Source organism: Oceanimonas baumannii (assembly GCF_002245495.1).
GTDB lineage: Bacteria > Pseudomonadota > Gammaproteobacteria > Enterobacterales > Aeromonadaceae > Oceanimonas > Oceanimonas baumannii.
Map to the genome: position 1 here is coordinate 1 of NZ_NQJF01000024.1, position 16,282 is coordinate 16,282.

16 protein-coding genes are annotated in these 16,282 nt (G+C 50.3%); 11 read left to right on the forward strand and 5 right to left on the reverse strand.

The window, feature by feature from the left end; all coding sequences use genetic code 11:
* Positions 1-206: 206 nt before the first annotated feature.
* The 6 genes from B6S09_RS17755 (at position 207) to B6S09_RS17775 (ending at position 4,809) form a co-directional block, all read left to right on the forward strand.
* Positions 207-1,142, forward strand: coding sequence for a DUF6708 domain-containing protein (locus tag B6S09_RS17755; RefSeq protein ID WP_094279818.1), 936 nt, complete (start codon positions 207-209; stop codon positions 1,140-1,142).
* Between the two features lie 7 nt (positions 1,143-1,149).
* Entirely contained in the window at positions 1,150-2,154 is a 1,005-nt protein-coding gene (locus tag B6S09_RS17760) for a DUF6708 domain-containing protein (protein WP_094279819.1), read from the forward strand.
* 7 nt (positions 2,155-2,161) lie between these two features.
* Positions 2,162-2,446: a hypothetical protein gene (locus tag B6S09_RS18695; protein WP_243832916.1), complete on the forward strand. Its 285-nt coding sequence runs from the start codon at positions 2,162-2,164 to the stop codon at positions 2,444-2,446.
* A gap of 218 nt (positions 2,447-2,664) precedes the next feature.
* Positions 2,665-3,330, forward strand: coding sequence for a hypothetical protein (locus B6S09_RS18700; RefSeq protein WP_244900110.1), 666 nt, complete (start codon positions 2,665-2,667; stop codon positions 3,328-3,330).
* 146 nt (positions 3,331-3,476) lie between these two features.
* On the forward strand, positions 3,477-4,397 hold the full coding sequence (locus B6S09_RS17770; RefSeq protein ID WP_094279820.1) for a DUF6708 domain-containing protein: 921 nt from the start codon (positions 3,477-3,479) through the stop codon (positions 4,395-4,397).
* Between the two features lie 22 nt (positions 4,398-4,419).
* Positions 4,420-4,809, forward strand: a complete 390-nt coding sequence (locus B6S09_RS17775; protein ID WP_166670370.1) for a DUF2628 domain-containing protein — start codon at positions 4,420-4,422, stop codon at positions 4,807-4,809.
* 33 nt (positions 4,810-4,842) lie between these two features.
* On the opposite strand, the gene xseA is transcribed toward B6S09_RS17775, so the two are convergent.
* On the reverse strand, positions 4,843-6,180 hold the full coding sequence (xseA, locus tag B6S09_RS17780) for an exodeoxyribonuclease VII large subunit (protein ID WP_094279829.1): 1,338 nt from the start codon (positions 6,178-6,180) through the stop codon (positions 4,843-4,845).
* Between the two features lie 161 nt (positions 6,181-6,341).
* Between xseA and guaB the strand changes: the two genes are divergently transcribed.
* The 3 genes from guaB (at position 6,342) to B6S09_RS17795 (ending at position 10,971) form a co-directional block, all read left to right on the forward strand.
* Positions 6,342-7,805 (forward strand): IMP dehydrogenase, encoded by a 1,464-nt coding sequence (gene guaB, locus B6S09_RS17785; protein ID WP_094279822.1) that lies wholly within the window; start codon positions 6,342-6,344, stop codon positions 7,803-7,805.
* Between the two features lie 93 nt (positions 7,806-7,898).
* Positions 7,899-9,476 (forward strand): glutamine-hydrolyzing GMP synthase, encoded by a 1,578-nt coding sequence (gene guaA / locus B6S09_RS17790; protein WP_094279823.1) that lies wholly within the window; start codon positions 7,899-7,901, stop codon positions 9,474-9,476.
* A 307-nt stretch (positions 9,477-9,783) separates the two neighbouring features.
* A complete protein-coding gene (locus B6S09_RS17795) occupies positions 9,784-10,971 on the forward strand; it encodes a tyrosine-type recombinase/integrase (protein ID WP_094279824.1) in 1,188 nt (395 codons plus the stop codon).
* A 22-nt stretch (positions 10,972-10,993) separates the two neighbouring features.
* Here B6S09_RS17795 and B6S09_RS17800 read toward each other — a convergent pair whose 3' ends face one another.
* The 4 genes from B6S09_RS17800 to B6S09_RS17815 all read right to left on the reverse strand — a co-directional run bounded on the left by B6S09_RS17800 (position 10,994) and on the right by B6S09_RS17815 (position 13,525).
* Positions 10,994-12,133 (reverse strand): reverse transcriptase family protein, encoded by a 1,140-nt coding sequence (locus B6S09_RS17800; RefSeq protein WP_094279825.1) that lies wholly within the window; start codon positions 12,131-12,133, stop codon positions 10,994-10,996.
* Positions 12,117-12,404 (reverse strand): helix-turn-helix domain-containing protein, encoded by a 288-nt coding sequence (locus tag B6S09_RS17805; protein ID WP_094279826.1) that lies wholly within the window; start codon positions 12,402-12,404, stop codon positions 12,117-12,119. The genes B6S09_RS17800 and B6S09_RS17805 overlap by 17 nt, the downstream gene beginning before the upstream one ends.
* A 62-nt stretch (positions 12,405-12,466) precedes the next feature.
* Positions 12,467-12,685: a hypothetical protein gene (locus tag B6S09_RS17810; RefSeq protein WP_094279827.1), complete on the reverse strand. Its 219-nt coding sequence runs from the start codon at positions 12,683-12,685 to the stop codon at positions 12,467-12,469.
* A gap of 657 nt (positions 12,686-13,342) precedes the next feature.
* Entirely contained in the window at positions 13,343-13,525 is a 183-nt protein-coding gene (locus B6S09_RS17815; protein WP_243832914.1) for a type I restriction-modification system subunit M N-terminal domain-containing protein, read from the reverse strand.
* A gap of 275 nt (positions 13,526-13,800) precedes the next feature.
* On the opposite strand from B6S09_RS17815, the gene B6S09_RS17820 reads away from it, so the two are divergent.
* On the forward strand, positions 13,801-13,980 hold the full coding sequence (locus B6S09_RS17820) for a helix-turn-helix transcriptional regulator (protein WP_439331561.1): 180 nt from the start codon (positions 13,801-13,803) through the stop codon (positions 13,978-13,980).
* The gene (locus B6S09_RS17825; protein WP_243832913.1) at positions 13,919-14,944 is read left to right on the forward strand and encodes a replication protein RepA; all 1,026 of its coding nucleotides are present in this window, start codon (positions 13,919-13,921) and stop codon (positions 14,942-14,944) included. Before B6S09_RS17820 ends, B6S09_RS17825 begins: the two co-directional genes overlap by 62 nt.
* The last annotated feature ends 1,338 nt before the right edge of the window (positions 14,945-16,282 follow it).

Below are 16,282 nucleotides of genomic sequence, written 5' to 3' on the forward strand. Positions count from 1 at the left end.
TTCAATGCCCTGAACAGTGATACCAGCTTCAAGGCTGGTATCAAACGTAAACAAAAACGGGCAAGTCGAAATACCGCTTACCTGTCGCAAGTCCTGTCAGGGCTGGGGCTTTCGTAATCTTGCCCTGGCCCGGTGTCACCCCAAGGGCGGTAGCGTGGTGAAAATGGCAAGATGCTATCGCCGTCGGCCGCGAAACAGGAGTTGTGATGAATCTTGATAATTGTATTGATGAAAAGCTGACGGCGCTGGATCAGGTGTTGTCAACGAACAAGCGCATTAAAACGTTTTTTCCGGACAAGCAAGCCTGTGGTGAGCCAAGCCCCTATCTGGATGTGGACACCCAGGATGAAATCTGTCTGCGTATGCAAACAGGAGAGCATATTACCCGGGGTGCGACGACTATTGCAGGATGGTTAGGTGGTATACCGACAATTTTATCTCTCACTTTAATAGTTGACTTCAACTCTTTTGAAGATTTTTATGGTATCCTTCTTTTTTTTGTCTTTTTGATAATTGCCCCTCTACTTTGGGATTTATTTTCCCCAATGCCTTACCCAGTAATATTTAATCGCCGCACCCAGGAAGTATATGCTTATTTTAAAGGTGAACTGTATCACACCCGTTGGGACAGGGCACGAGCCATTGCCTATGAAGATTATATGGTGAACCAATATAGCGGTAAAACCAATGTTGGTTATCTCGAGATATTACTGCAAGGCTATAATGATCCCGACAAATGGATCTGGGCCAATCTTTCCATGCCGCTGGGCCGCACCATCGAAATGCAATCCTCCCTGTGGGAGTACCTGAGATCTTATATGAATAACGGCCCCTGGTTTGATGAACACGGAAACCCAAGCGCCTCAGATCGTTATAACCGTCAGCAGCTTGAGGCTTATCACGAGACTACTCGTCAGCGGCTGAAAGCAAAACGCGCCAATATCAGACCGGATGATGCTACCTCCAGGCTGGCCTATTACGTCTACCTCATCTGGTCACCCATGGAGTTTTTAAAAGAGTGGGTATATGCCATGGCTCTGAAGCGCTCAGTACGCACCTGGCCGAAGGAAGTACAGGAGCGCCTGAAGCCCAATGGCCCCACCACCAGTCTGACCGAACTGCAGCAGGCAAAGCAGACGTGATGGAATCATGAGAACACCACCCAAAGCAGGCGATAAAAAAAGCATGTTGGGCCTGGCAAACGAGAATTTTCTGGCCCCCTTGCCGGTGCCCACCGGCCGCAAGCCCAATAACACCATGGGTATGGTATGGCGCATTAATAGCACTTATATGGATGTCAGCGATTGTACCCCTGGTTCAGCGGTTGCAACCTTACACTGTACTCTTGTGTTAACCATACTGATTATGTTTTGGATTGGCAGTGTTATGGGGGCTGATTTTTATTTAAAAGAATGGGTAGGTTGGCTGCTCGTGCTCGTGCTCGTGCTCGGGTTTGTCATTGTACCAATGTTGGCCATCATTACTCTTGTTTTTGCCAAGCCGCGCGAGCCGGTGCGCTTTAACCGCCAGCGCCGCGAGGTCTGTGCACCCAAAGAAAAGGGAGGCGACTACTGGTATGTTCCCTGGGAAACGGTCAAGGCCTCGGTGGAAGGCTTTAATATGGTCAGCCAGGCGGGAGTGAATAAAAACGGCAGCCTGATGATTGGTTTTCCCAACCCCGATTTTAATGGTGAAATTAAACTGGGCAGCAATGGATTCAGCACAAACGAAGACGCCGAACGTCACCTCTGGTTTCCAAATGTGGTGCCGGAGGTGGGTGCTGGTATGTGGGAGCTGATCCGTACCTATATGGAAGAAGGACCCGATAAACTGACTGTACATACAGATATGTTTGAAATTAAAAGTAAAAGTATTTTTGCCAGTTATATTGAAGATATCCAGTACGGTATCGAGAAGAGAGGTTTGGCAAAAGGCTTGCTGTGGGAAGGGGTTTGTGGCTTGTTTTTATTTAATCTTCCGTTAGTGGATTATATCGAGCGTAAACACCTGAACCCGCCACCGGATTTAAAGGGTGAGAAAGTACAGCAATGGTCAAAATCCCTGCCCAAGGAACAATGGGCCAGACGCTCTCCCGAGCTGGAGCAGGCCATTCAAGCGCGTGAAGCCGAGCTGGCCAGACAGTCGGCGGCATAAGGAAATAATGAGCAACAATCATCAATCTCCACACTGTCTTGAGCAACCTCACCAGGCCGGTGACTGCACCACCTTTGCCGGAGGTCAGGTCAGTTACCTGGCCCCCATGCCATTACCCACCGGTCAGCCCGCTCAGGACTATGCCCATGCCGTGGGTGAAATAAACGATACTTATCTGACGTTTGGGGTTGGATTGCCTCAGGTATTTGGCTGGCAACTTTCTCTGGGGTTGATTTTCACCGGTTGCATATTAATTGTTATGTTTTTTTTCCATTGCTCATTGCTTTTTTAAGTATATTTATCGGCTCTAGCTTTTCAAGTGTAATAGAAGGAGTCTGGCTTTTCTTTGAGTTTATGGTTTTTATTGGTTTGTCATCGGCCGCATTTTGTTTTGTTTTATCCATATCTATTTGGTATTTCAATCACAGAAAGTATAAATATGCCATTGCTGCCCGTTTTAACCGCCAGCGTCGTGAAGCCTGCTTTGTACCCGAAGGAGAGACGGACCCTGTGTTTGTGCCCTGGGAGTCACTGTCTGCCTGGGTGATTGAAACGCAGGGGGTCACTCAATACGGGGTTCAGCGTCAATATGCCATGGGGGTGGGTTTTCATCATGCCGACAGTGGCGAAGATTACTCACTGGAGTTTGAGTGTGGCGGTCTGCCCCTGGCCATTGCCAACTGGGAGGCCATTCGTGCCTACATGGACTACGAGGTGCACAGCCTGAAGGAAATACAGGACCCACTGGACTTGCAGGGTCCGGACGATCCACCCCACGAAGGGCTGCATACCTTTTATAACGCCCGTGCCCGCATGCGCCGCCGCTACCGGGAAGGCGAGGTGGGCAAATGGTACGTTGCGGGCTGGTATGCCTATCACTTCTGTACCCTGTGGACGCTGCCGTTTCACCTTACCGAATGGGAAATAGCCCGGGTCAAGCGGATACAAACCCGGGAAATACCGCCGGCAATGGCCGCCTGGTCGCAACCGCTGCCAGCAGAACAATGGGCCCAGCCCAGCGCTGAACTGCAACGCCAGCGCGAACGGCTGGCCATATTGCGGGAGCAATACCCTCAACATTCCGTGTTCAGCCTGTTTACCAAAGCCCGGGGCACCGATGAACTGATGGTGCCCAAGCGTAAAGGTAAAAAAGGCAAAAAAGCCAAAGCCGGCTGACGCCATTAACAACAGGCCTGCGCAATATCATGTGCAGTATTCAAAATCTGTTTATCACGCCATTGGAGCCCGGTGTCACCCCAAGGGCGGTAGCGTGGTGAAAATGGCAAGATGCTATCTCCGTCGGCCGCAAAACAGGAGTTGTGATGAATCTTGATAATTGTATTGATGAAAAGCTGACGGCGCTGGATCAGGTGTTGTCAAAAAACAAGCGCATTAAAACGTTTTTTCCGGACAAGCAAGCCTGTGGTGAGCCAAGCCCCTATCTGGATGTGGACACCCAGGATGAAATCTGTCTGCGTATGCAAACTGGAGAACATATTACCCGGGGGGCGACGACGATCGCGGGATGGCTAGTCGGTGTACCTTCTTCTATTTTTTTTACAGTATTTTCATCATTTACTGTACTTGAAGCTGCCCTTTTGTTTTTTTTGGTGTTGTTGCCATTACTATGGGATCTATTCTCCCCCATGGCTTACCCGGTTATTTTTAATCGTCGCACCCAGGAGGTATATGCCTGTTTTAAAGGCGAGCTGTATCACATTCCGTGGGGCAGGGCACGAGCCATTGCGTATGAAGATTATATGGTTAACCAATATAGCGGTAAGACCAATGTTGGTTATCTCGAGATATTTCTGCAAGGCTATGATGATCCCGATAAGTGGATCTGGGCCAACCTTTCCATGCCGCTGGGCCGCACTATAGAAATGCAATCCTCCCTGTGGGAGTACCTGAGATCCTACATGAATAACGGCCCCTGGTTTGATGAACACGGAAACCCAAGCGCCTCAGATCGTTATAACCGTCAGCAGCTTGAGGCTTATCACGAGACTACTCGTCAGCGGCTGAAAGCAAAACGCGCCAATATCAGACCGGATGATGCTACCTCCAGGCTGGCCTATTACGTCTACCTCATCTGGTCACCCATGGAGTTTTTAAAAGAGTGGGTATATGCCATGGCTCTGAAGCGCTCAGTACGCACCTGGCCGAAGGAAGTACAGGAGCGCCTGAAGCCCAATGGCCCCACCACCAGTCTGACCGAACTGCAGCAAACACAGAACAGATAATTAAGTAATAAGGATGATTATTATGAATCAGTTTAAAATGTATATTGGACCCGGGGGTGATGTAAAAGCGGTTAAATGTGGCTGGAACTGGGCGGGTTTTTTCTTTACCTATTTTTGGGCTGGCATCAGCAAGCTTTGGAGTCTTGGTGTTTTCTCTTTTATGTTGCACCTTGTTTTGATTGTTGTATTGCTCTTTGCAGAAAATAATATTGAGCAGGTTTTTCACCTTACTGCTGCTATCTGGATGGTGGTTAAGTTTGTTTTTGGGTTTAAAGGAAACGAACTTTTTGAGAAGTCGCTTTGTGACCTTGGTTATGAGTTTAAAGAAACCATGACTTGTGTAAATGCCGAGTATGCAGTTTATTACTTTAAAAATAAAACGTTGCAGCCAGGCAGTGCTGGTTCTTCATAGCAGCTTACCGCGACAATATTGTCGCGGTGACTGTTATTCTTTTATTTCTACCCGGCTGGTGACCTGACCATTGGCCAGCCGGGTGGTGATAACGTCATTCTCCTTCAGTTGGCTGACATCGGTAATCACGGTGTTGTTGTGCAGGGTAATGCTATAACCGCGGGAGAGGGTGGCCAGGGGGCTCATGGCGTGCAGTCGGGAGCTGGCCAGCGCCAGGCGGTGCTTCCCCTGGTTCAGTTTGGTATTCAGAGCTGCGTGCAGTCGCTGCTCCTGAGTGCTCAGCCGCTCAGCATTGTAGATCAAACGCTGGCCCGGGTGCTGGTGTGATAGTCGTAATATGGCTTGTTTGGTCCGCTGTTGCGATTGTTCCAGCCGCCGGCTTATGGCGCGCTCCAGACGCAGTTGCAGTTGATCGAGCTGCTGGCTTTGTTGCTGCAGGCGCTGGCGTGGATGCTGGCGATCCAGCCGTTGCTGCAGTTGGTGCAACCGGCTGTGCTGGCTGGTTAGTATGCGCTGCATGGAAAATGCCAGACGTTGGCCCTGCTGTTGCCACTGCCGGCGTTGTACGCCGCTGTCCTGGCTGATGAGCTCGGCTGCGGCAGAAGGGGTAGGGGCGCGCAAATCTGCCACCAGATCACTCAGGCTCACATCCACTTCGTGGCCCACGGCGCTGACCACTGGCAGGCGAGAGGCGGCAATGGCCCGTACCAGGCGTTCATCGTTAAAGCACCATAAGTCTTCAAGCGAGCCGCCGCCCCGGGCCAGCAACAGCAAATCGGTCTCATTGCGCCGGTTGGCCTCATTCAGAGCATGGATGAGCTGGGGCACCGCGCTCTCACCCTGCACCTGGCTGGGGTAGAGGATCACTTCCAGCTGGGGGGCCCTGCGGGCCAGTACGGTGAGTATGTCGTGTACTGCGGCGCCGGTGGGAGAGCTGATAATACCAATGCGGGCCGGATGAGCCGGCAATGGCCGCTTGCGAACGGCGTCAAACAGACCTTCTGCGGCAAGGGCATTTTTCAATGCTTCAAACTGTTGTTTGAGCAGGCCTTCACCGGCAGGAGCCAGGGTCTGGGCTACCAGCTGAAAGTCACCTCTGGGTTCATAAAGCGTCACTTTGCCGAAGATAAGCACCTGATCGCCGTTTTTTGGTCTGAATGTCACGCTACGGTTATTGCCACGGAACATGGCACAGCGCAGCTGGGACTGACTGTCTTTTAACGAAAAATACCAGTGGCCAGAGGTTGGCATGACCAGGTTGGAGATTTCACCGGTCAGCCATATCGCACCCATGTCACTTTCCAGCAACAACCGGGCATGGCGGGTAAGGCGGCTGACGGTGTAAATATTGGTTAACTTTTCCTGCTGCAAAATCACCTCTGATGAGTGTTTTTATTTGAAAATAAATCCTGTTGGGGAGATTTTTTCGGCTAATAAGCCAAAATAACAAAAAATTGCTTTACCCGGAGGGGGCGAGTGCCTAAAATTCTTTGGCAATATTTTTACCCCCCCAACCTATGGTGAATATTGCGATGCTTAGGATTGCCCAAGACGCCCTGACCTTTGACGATGTACTGCTGGTCCCAGCTCATTCCACTGTGTTGCCCAACACCGCGGATCTTCGCACCCGGCTGACCCGGGAAATCAATCTTAACATCCCTATCGTGTCCGCGGCCATGGACACCGTAACCGAAGCCGATCTGGCCATTGCCCTGGCTCAGGAAGGCGGCATTGGTTTTATTCACAAGAACATGTCCATCGAGGCTCAGGCCGCTCAGGTACGCAAGGTGAAGAAGTTCGAGAGCGGCATGGTGTCTGATCCGGTTACTGTTTCTCCCGATATGACCATCGGCGATGTGCGTGAACTCACTCGTCAGAATGGCTTTGCCGGTTATCCGGTAGTGGCTGCCGATGGTGAACTGGTGGGTATTATTACCGGCCGTGATGTGCGCTTTGTGCAGGATATGAGCAAGGCCGTGCATGAGGTAATGACCGACAAGGCCCGGCTGGTAACCGTACCGGCGGGGGCTGGCCGGGATCAGGTTGAAGCCCTGATGCAGCAGCATCGTATTGAGAAGGTGCTGGTAGTGGAAGGCAACGGCCGTCTGGCCGGAATGATCAGCGCCAAAGACTTCCAGAAAGCCGAAAGCAAGCCCAACGCGTGTAAAGATGAACAGGGGCGTCTGCGTGTAGGGGCTGCCGTGGGGGCTGCTCCCGGTAACGAAGAGCGTATTGCCGCACTGGTGGCTGCTGGCCTGGATGTACTGTTAATCGACTCTTCTCATGGCCATTCCGAAGGGGTACTGCAGCGCATTCGTGAAACCCGCGCGGCCTATCCCGAACTGGCCATTATCGGTGGCAACGTGGCTACCGCTGCCGGTGCACTGGCACTGGCCGAGGCCGGGGTGAGTGCAGTGAAGGTGGGTATTGGTCCTGGCTCCATTTGTACTACCCGTATCGTGACCGGCTGTGGTGTTCCGCAGATCACCGCTGTGGCCAATGCAGTGGAAGCACTGAAAGATCTGGGTATTCCGGTGATCGCCGACGGCGGCATTCGTTTCTCTGGCGACATTGCCAAAGCGCTGGCGGCCGGTGCCAACTGCGTGATGATGGGTTCCATGTTTGCCGGTACCGAAGAATCACCCGGTGAAATCGAGCTGTATCAGGGCCGTTCATTCAAGTCTTACCGTGGCATGGGCTCCCTGGGTGCCATGAGCAAAGGATCCAGCGATCGCTACTTCCAGAGCGACAACGCCGCCGATAAAATGGTGCCGGAAGGCATTGAAGGCCGGGTGCCCTACAAGGGCAAGCTGAAGGAGATCATTCATCAGCAGATGGGCGGTCTGCGCAGCGCCATGGGGCTTACTGGCAGTGCGACCATTGATGACCTGCGCACCAAGGCAGAATTTGTTAAGATATCCGGCGCGGGCATTCAGGAATCGCACGTGCACGATGTAACCATTACCAAGGAAGCGCCCAACTACCGGTTGGGTTGATCCCGGAACGCGACGAACGGGGGGCTGGTCCCCCCGTTTTTCTATTGCCGCCTGCACCCCCCACAGGCGGTGTCTGTAACGAGTAGGAAAACAATGAGCAAGAACATTCACGACAACCGGATCCTGATCCTGGACTTTGGCTCACAATACACTCAGCTGATTGCGCGCCGTGTGCGTGAACTGGGTGTGTATTGTGAACTGTGGGCCTGGGACGTGACCGAGGAGCAGATCCGCGACTTCAATCCGAACGGTATTATTCTGTCCGGGGGGCCGGAGTCGGTCACCGAGGAGAACAGCCCGCGGGCACCGGAATATGTGTTCAACGCCGGTGTACCGGTGTTTGGCATTTGCTACGGCATGCAGACCATGGCTCACCAGCTGGGTGGTGCCGTTGCTGGTTCCAGCGAGCGTGAGTTTGGTTACGCTCAGGTGCAGCGGGTAGCCGACTGTGCTCTGTTCAATAACATTGAAGATGCCATCGACGACAACGGCAATGCCTTGCTGGACGTGTGGATGAGCCACGGCGACAAGGTAGTGGCCCTGCCCGAAGGCTTCGAGAAGGTTGCCCAGACCGGCAGCTGCCCCTTTGCCGCCATGGCCGATGAAAGCCGCCGCTACTACGGCGTGCAGTTTCACCCGGAAGTCACCCACACCCGCCAGGGTGCGCGCATGCTTGAGCATTTTGTGCGTGACATCTGTCAGTGTGACGCTCTCTGGACGCCAGCCTCCATCATTGAAGACGCCGTTGCTCGCATTAAAGAGCAGGTGGGCGACGACGAAGTGATCCTGGGTTTGTCCGGCGGTGTGGATTCGTCCGTAGTGGCCATGCTGGTGCATCGCGCCATTGGTGACAAACTGACCTGCGTGTTCGTGGATAACGGTTTGCTGCGCCTGAACGAAGGCGAGCAGGTAATGGAAATGTTCGGCGACCATTTTGGCCTGAACATCATCAAGGCCGACGCCGAAGAGCGCTTCCTTTCCGCTCTGGAAGGTATCGACGAGCCGGAAGCCAAGCGCAAGGCCATTGGCCGTGTGTTTGTGGAAGTGTTCGACGAAGAGTCCAAAAAGCTTAAAAACGCCAAGTGGCTGGCTCAGGGCACCATCTATCCGGATGTGATTGAATCTGCCGCTTCTGCCACCGGCAAGGCCCATGTGATCAAGTCTCACCACAACGTGGGCGGTCTGCCCGACGACATGAAGATGGGCCTGGTTGAGCCGCTGCGCGAGCTGTTTAAAGACGAAGTGCGCCGTGTGGGCCTGGAGCTGGGCTTGCCCTACGACATGCTTTACCGTCACCCCTTCCCGGGGCCGGGTCTGGGCGTGCGGGTACTGGGCGAAGTGAAGAAGGAATACTGCGACCTGCTGCGCCGTGCCGATGCCATCTTCATTGAAGAGCTGCGCAAACACGATCTGTACAACAAGGTCAGCCAGGCCTTCACCGTGTTCCTGCCGGTACGCTCCGTTGGTGTAATGGGCGATGGCCGCAAATACGACTGGGTTGTCTCCCTGCGTGCGGTGGAAACCATCGATTTCATGACCGCCCACTGGGCCCACCTGCCATACGATTTCCTGGGCCATGTGTCCAACCGTATCATCAACGAGATCGATGGCATCAGCCGCGTGGTATACGACATCTCCGGTAAACCGCCTGCGACCATTGAGTGGGAATAAACACTCGTTAGGTAACAGCTGGCACTAACCGGCATGAAATGACACTTAAGCCCATGTTTACATGGGCTTTTTTGTTTTTATAGCCTGCACTGTCTGGCAACAATTGGCAGCGGGAAGCACGACTTGAGCGTGGTATCGAACTTGGTATTATCGGTGAGCGATGCCATAAGTGAGAGCCAATACCATGCTGCCTTAGCTTATGACCACATGGTATCAAATTTTCATAAAGCACTGTTTTTAAAGCAATAAAAAGCTGATTCATCAGGCTTCTTCAGCATGGTATCAACATCGACTAAGGACCAGACTCATGCTGACCGATACCAAGCTGCGCCACCTCAAGCCCAGAGACAAGCTCTACAAGGTGAACGACCGGGATGGCCTCTATGTGGCCGTTACGCCGGCTGGCACCGTCTCGTTCCGTTACAACTACTCTATTCATGGCCGCCAGGAGACGATCACCTTTGGCCGCTACGGAGTGGGTGGTATTACCCTGGCAGAAGCCCGGGAGCAGCTGCATGAAGCCAAGCGCATGGTGGCCGATGGCAAATCACCGGCTAAGGAGAAAGCCCGGAAAAAGGCACGGGTAAAAGACGCCGAAACCTTTGGTGCCTGGGCGGAGAAGTGGCTGCGGGGCTACCAGATGGCAGACTCTACTCGGGATATGCGCCGCTCCGTGTATGCCAGAGAGCTGGAGAAGAAATTCGGCAATCAAAAGCTCACCGAGATCTCCCATGAAGACCTGCGAGCACTGACCGACGCCATAGTAGAGCGAGGCGCACCGGCCACCGCCGTTCATACCCGTGACATTGTGCTCCAGGTATACCGCTGGGCCATTGAGCGAGGGCAGAAAGTCGAGAATCCGGCCGATTCGGTAAGGCCTTCCAGCATTGCCAGGTTTGAACCCCGGGATCGCACCCTGTCGCCGGAAGAGATCAAGCTCATGTATCAGTACATTGAGCGTATTGGTACATCACCGTCCATTCGTGCAGCGGTAAAACTGTTGCTGCTGACCATGGTACGCAAAAGCGAGCTGACCAATGCCACCTGGAGTGAAATTAACTTCAGCGAAGCGCTGTGGACCATCCCCAAAGAGCGGATGAAGCGGCGAAATCCTCATTTGGTGTTCCTGTCCCGCCAGGCCCTGGACATTCTTATTGCCCTCAAGACTTTCTCGGGTGGCTCAGACTACATACTGCCGTCCCGCTACGACTCCGACTCGCCCATGAGCAGCGCCACCCTGAACCGCGTGCTGGACCTGACCTATAAGCTGGCTCAGAAAGAAGGGCAGCCCCTGGCTAAGTTCGGCCCTCACGATCTGCGCCGCACCGCCAGTACTCTTTTGCACGAAGCCGGCTACAATACCGACTGGATTGAGAAATGCCTGGCCCACGAGCAAAAGGGCGTAAGAGCCGTGTATAACAAAGCCGAGTACCGCGAGCAGCGTGCGGCTATGCTGCAGGACTGGGCAGATATGATTGATGAGTGGACACATTGATCTTCAATAACGTTAGCTTATATTATGAAACGCTATTACGAGATAACTTTCTTTTGATTTTATCATCTGCAGCTTTTTTCTCAGAGTTGATAACCATTGCTACTCGGACACTAATTTTCTTTAGAATGCATACTTTTGAGCTAAATTGGGTTAGCTCTTTTTTAGATTTTACTTTTCGATATTTTCTGGCATATTTTTTGGCTTCTGATTCATTTATTTTTCGAGTTATGAAAGACAGTTGCTCTTTTAATCTATTTACTTGTGAGTAATCTTGTTGCTGTAGAGTGTTTATGTGTCCTCGTATAGAACGGTGCTTTTTTATAATGTCCTCTATGTTACTGTTATTATCTACCATGTATTCATATGTGAATAATAACTGCCTTACTTTAGATATTCTTTCATGAGAAGGGTTGGTCTTCTTTGAGTTAACAGTTACATCATGCACAGAAAGGCGAGATGAACACGTACTAAAATGACTTTTCTTCTTTGATCTATGTGGTCTGACTCCATGTTTTCCGAAGATTCGATAGATCTTTGATTTTAGGTGAGGGATTAGCTCATGAAATTCTTTTTTATCAGAGCTAATATGAATGTCATCGTAGTAACGTGTATATCTTAATTCTTGGCTTTGACAATATTCAACAAGCTCTGGCTCGTCTTGGTAGAATATTAAATTAGCTATTTCACCACTTAGTGGGCTTCCTTGAACTAAAAAACCATCTTTTGTACTTAGTTCACTAAGTGCATTAGATACTTCTGGTGGGAAACAAAAAAAGTGCTGAAAGATACGGTTTACTTCTTTTGTGCTAATTGATGGGAAAAAGTTTTTTATGTCTTCAGACATTAACATTTTTGAGTTGATATGAGCCTTTGCATTATTAGTGTAGCTTTTCCCCAACTGTCCTGCTGCTATATAGTCGGGGTGTTTAACCTTATCAAAAATTCTGGATTTTATAGTGTCTAAAGCAATTCTAAGTTTTTGTTTGGCTTTGTATGTTACTCTTAAACTTCCGTCAGCTTTCTCAATCTTACTAGCTATAATGTAGTCATTGTTTGATGATTGTATTAGTTCCTCTAGCTCATTTAACGTTAAATTCAATAGATTAGCTAAAGCTTTGATACTGCCAACTGGCTTCTGTGTATATTTAGGCTGTAGGTTCACTTTTTATAATTTCTCTTGCCATTGACTTTAAGTTTTCCGTAAAATCAGAGAAAGGGCTATCAGAGGGCTCTTCACACATCAAAATTAATATATTTAGAGGAACGTTAAGGGCTTTACTAATTCGAAATAACGAAGATAAGGAAGGATCTCGCTTTTCATTCTCTATTTTGGATAAATAAGATTTATCCATATCAGCTTTTTCAGCAACTTGATTTAAAGATAGCCCGCGAAGTTGTCTAAGTTCTTTAATTGTTTTACCGATAGATAGCATAACAGTATCTCTTAATGTTGGAGGATTTATTTGGCTGGTTGCACAGAGCTAGTGGGTTTTTGTTATTCCCAGTCAATGAAACCAGTCGCCAATTTTATCAAGCTCAACACCTGAACAACTACTGACAACCACTTCATTTTGTTGGGCATACTTGCCACTTTACTCATTACCTCAAGTTCCTCGATAGCATTATCGATTTCCTTAAGTGTGCTCTTGTCTACTGTATTAACGCATTTTTCACGAGCTTCTTTAAGACGCTCGATCGATTCTTTCAAACTCATAAATAATACCTTATATAGTTGCACTAATCGGATACAGGATGTACCCCTGCCAATTTGCACATCGTGGCCGAATAGAAATACAGTAGACAAACCAACCAATACCCCCAGAGAAGTGTATCTCTGGATCTCCCCTGCCATCATCAAAGTTATTCAACTAAGCGATAAGGACCATCGGCGTTCAATTAAAGCTTTGGCTTATGGCGAACGAATGCCGATAAGAATCCTCATGTGGGCTGGAAAGATAGTTCATTTTGAATTGCAACAAATGAACGGCTGCTAGGCCATATGTCAGGCTCACGATAAGGTAATTTTTGAAAGAGCGTTACAGATGATTTCATCTGCACTGTGGATAGGATAAATAGGGGTGGACTATTTGTCAACCTCTGCGGTTTTGCTAATTTTTAGAATGATTTTTAGCTGGCTTTATAGCCATTTCGCTCTCTGGTCCACGGCAGGTCAAACTACTGTAGCGACGGTAAGCCTACCTTGGGGCACTGACTAGTTTGTAAATTATTGTTTTAATTGATTTTATAGAGCTTGCCCGGGTTTAAGTCCGGGGCATAAAAAGGCAACACTTAGAGTCAAATAATCATCCCCACTTCTACCCATTGGTAACACTTCTGCCTACTTCAGCAACAGCTCTATGGCCTAGTCGGGCTATTTCCAGCGTTGCAGGGCGTCTTGCCGCTCTTCAAAGGCGTCGGAAACGTATTTCAGGAAGATAAGGCCCAGCACCACATGCTTGTAGTTGGCGGCGTCGAGGTTGGAACGCAGCTTGTCGGCGGCTTTCCAGAGCTTGTCGTCCAGCTCTTTAAGGAACTGTTGTTCTGTGTTTGGCATCTTTTATCCCTTACTGATGTACCAGCGATCCTGGAACATTTGGGGCCATCATACCTAACCCCGCGCGGCCCGTGTAGGGCATGGCGTGCTTGCAGCTGCTTTGTACTGCCGATAACTGATCCTCAGGCCGCTTTTTCTGTCAACCAAAATGATCAATTTAAAGGCTTAAGCAAGCAGCAGCGCTTGGCATCATGAAGCCCTCATTAGCAATGGGAGGCAAAAACATGCATACATTGGCAAGCAAGAGACTGATTAACAGGAAAGAGCTGCTGAAGATGGTGCCACTTTCCGACCGAACCATTTACAACCTTGAACAACGTGGTGACTTTCCTCGCCGAATTGCATTGACCAGCAGAAATGTTGCCTGGGATCTGCAAGAGGTGGAGCAATGGATTGAAGAGCGTAAGTCTTCGGGCGCTCGTCCTGTCCGGCCCGGCCATGCTATCAGGTTTTAATCATATGGCCTGTAAACCTGCAGCGAGTTTGGCTGATGGAATTAGCGCAACTGATCCCGTCAGCCAAATTCTGGCAATTCAGGAAAAAGATGCTCATAAGGCGGGAGAAGTCGGATTTCTCTCCCGCTTGTTAATACAAGCAACACTGCCGCATAGCGAGCCTGAAAATAATGAGTGGAGCCGTACTAATGGTAATTTCACTATGCACATGATAGCCCCTTCATCTGTGGGCTTGCCTTATGGCTGCTACGCACGCTTGCTGTTGGTTTGGATCACTACTCAGGCTGTAAGAAACAAGTTAAAAGTAGATAAAGGATATTTTAGTGAGCAAGAAGCGTGCAGGCTGGAGCTCGGGCATTCACTGAGCCAGTTTATGGCTGAGCTGGGGCTGTTAGTGACTGGTGGTCAACAAGGAACAATTGAGCGCTTAAGAGTGCAGATGTGTCGGTTATTCAAAACCACAATAAGTGTGACCTATACAGAACAATGTAATGGCAGCCAGTATTTTATTGAGGCTGATATGGGAGCGCGAGTGTCCGATGCTTCATATATTTGGTGGAGCGTTAAAAGTCCTGAGCAAAATGCTCTGTGGGGATCTTGGGTAGAGTTATCTCCCGGTTTTTTTCGGCTGATAACAGACAGGCCAGTGCCTTTGGATACCAGGGTTCTGAAGTTAATAAAACGCTCCCCTATGGCTCTGGATGTATATTGCTGGGCTACTTACCGGGTTAGTTATTTAAAAGTATCCACCCTGGTGCCATGGAGTAGTTTGATGAGCCAGATTGGTGCTAATTACTCCGCTACAGCTCAAGGGCGGCGCGACTTCAAAAAGCGGTTTCTGGATGCGCTGAGGAAGGTAAAAGCGGCCTGGCCGCAGCTGAAGGCCACACCCACTGAAAAAGGGCTGCTTCTGAGGCCATGTGCGCCCCATGTGGCTCGACAAAGCAAAGGGCCAGAACCCTGATCAGCCGCATTTGTGGATCGGTGGCTGGCTGTGCTGTGGAAAACCCTGTTAGCCGCAAAAGTTATCCACGCATGTTCTGTCCCGCTTTGTAGGGGAAAGTTACGCATGTTCTGTCCCGCCTTTACGCATGTTTTGTCCCGCGCTACGCATGTTCTGTCCCGCCGATACCTCTGCAGCCCAGTAACGGCGCGGGTTTGAGAGGGGGCTCCTGTAGTGTTTTCCTGTAGTCTTTCCTGTAGAAAGAGATCTCCTGTAGTTAGTCCGGCAAATTCTGTGGAGAGAATCACTCCAGGTTTCACGGGCAACCATCTGCTTGCCCGACCCGGTTCGTTTGTTTTGGCGTTCATCCTTTCCCGTGCACTATCAAGGTGCTCGGTACATCAAGAGTGAGCACCTGATCCTGATGCCGCCGTAAAGCCGCCTGTACGCCTCTTGGTGCTCTTTTATCTGCACAGGTAAGGGGGTTGTGTAGGATTCGGGCGCAAAGCGCCTTAAAACGCCAAAAAAGAAGAGATGAGTAGGCTTGTTGCCTGGCAGCAGCCAAAGCGGTGGTCAAAGGGCCATTGGCCCGGTCGCCGCCAGGCGATTGTCCACGGCTGGGCTGCTGCTAACTATAGGAAATCACTATAGGAAAAGAACTATAGGTTTAGGGGGGGTCTGATTATGCGTAGATTTGGCCGTGAAGGGGGGGCCGATTATGCGTACCAAGGGGGTCCGATTATGCGTGGATAACTTGCTGAAATAACAGGGTTATCTACAAAACGGCTAGTTTGGTGCAGTACTCAAGCCCTCCGAGTGTAGTGCTCAATCTCCTCCTTACATGCGAGAAAGACATATCGGCCATACCTGCCCGGCTTGGTAGCCGTTGTCAGTTGCGATACTGCACTTTAGCGACATGTTTAAGACACTTTAATGACGTAATAGCGACACAGGCAGGCTTTAACTGCACTTTAACGACACAATAAAGACACTTTTTAATGAAAAGGCAGTGAGGACGATTATGTGTCTTATAAGTGCGGTTAATGTGCATTGTTTAATGCGGGCAGGATGTGTAAACGGTCCACCGCCAGCAAGCTGGCAGTGTCCGTTTACTCAAAACGTATTCGCCCGGTGGGCTCAACGCATCCTGCTCTCCGAGGGAAGGGGAAGCTGCCGCTCCTGTAGAAAAAACAATCAGTGAGTGCAGTCTGTGAAGCTTTCAAACCGGGGAGTGTAGTTCCCCCGTTTTAGTGGACACCTCAGTCAAACGAAGACGAGGTGAGAAATGCCAGCGTACAAGAACCAGAAGAAGACTCGGCAATACACGAATGAATTCAAGGTCAGAGCCGTTAAGCTGAC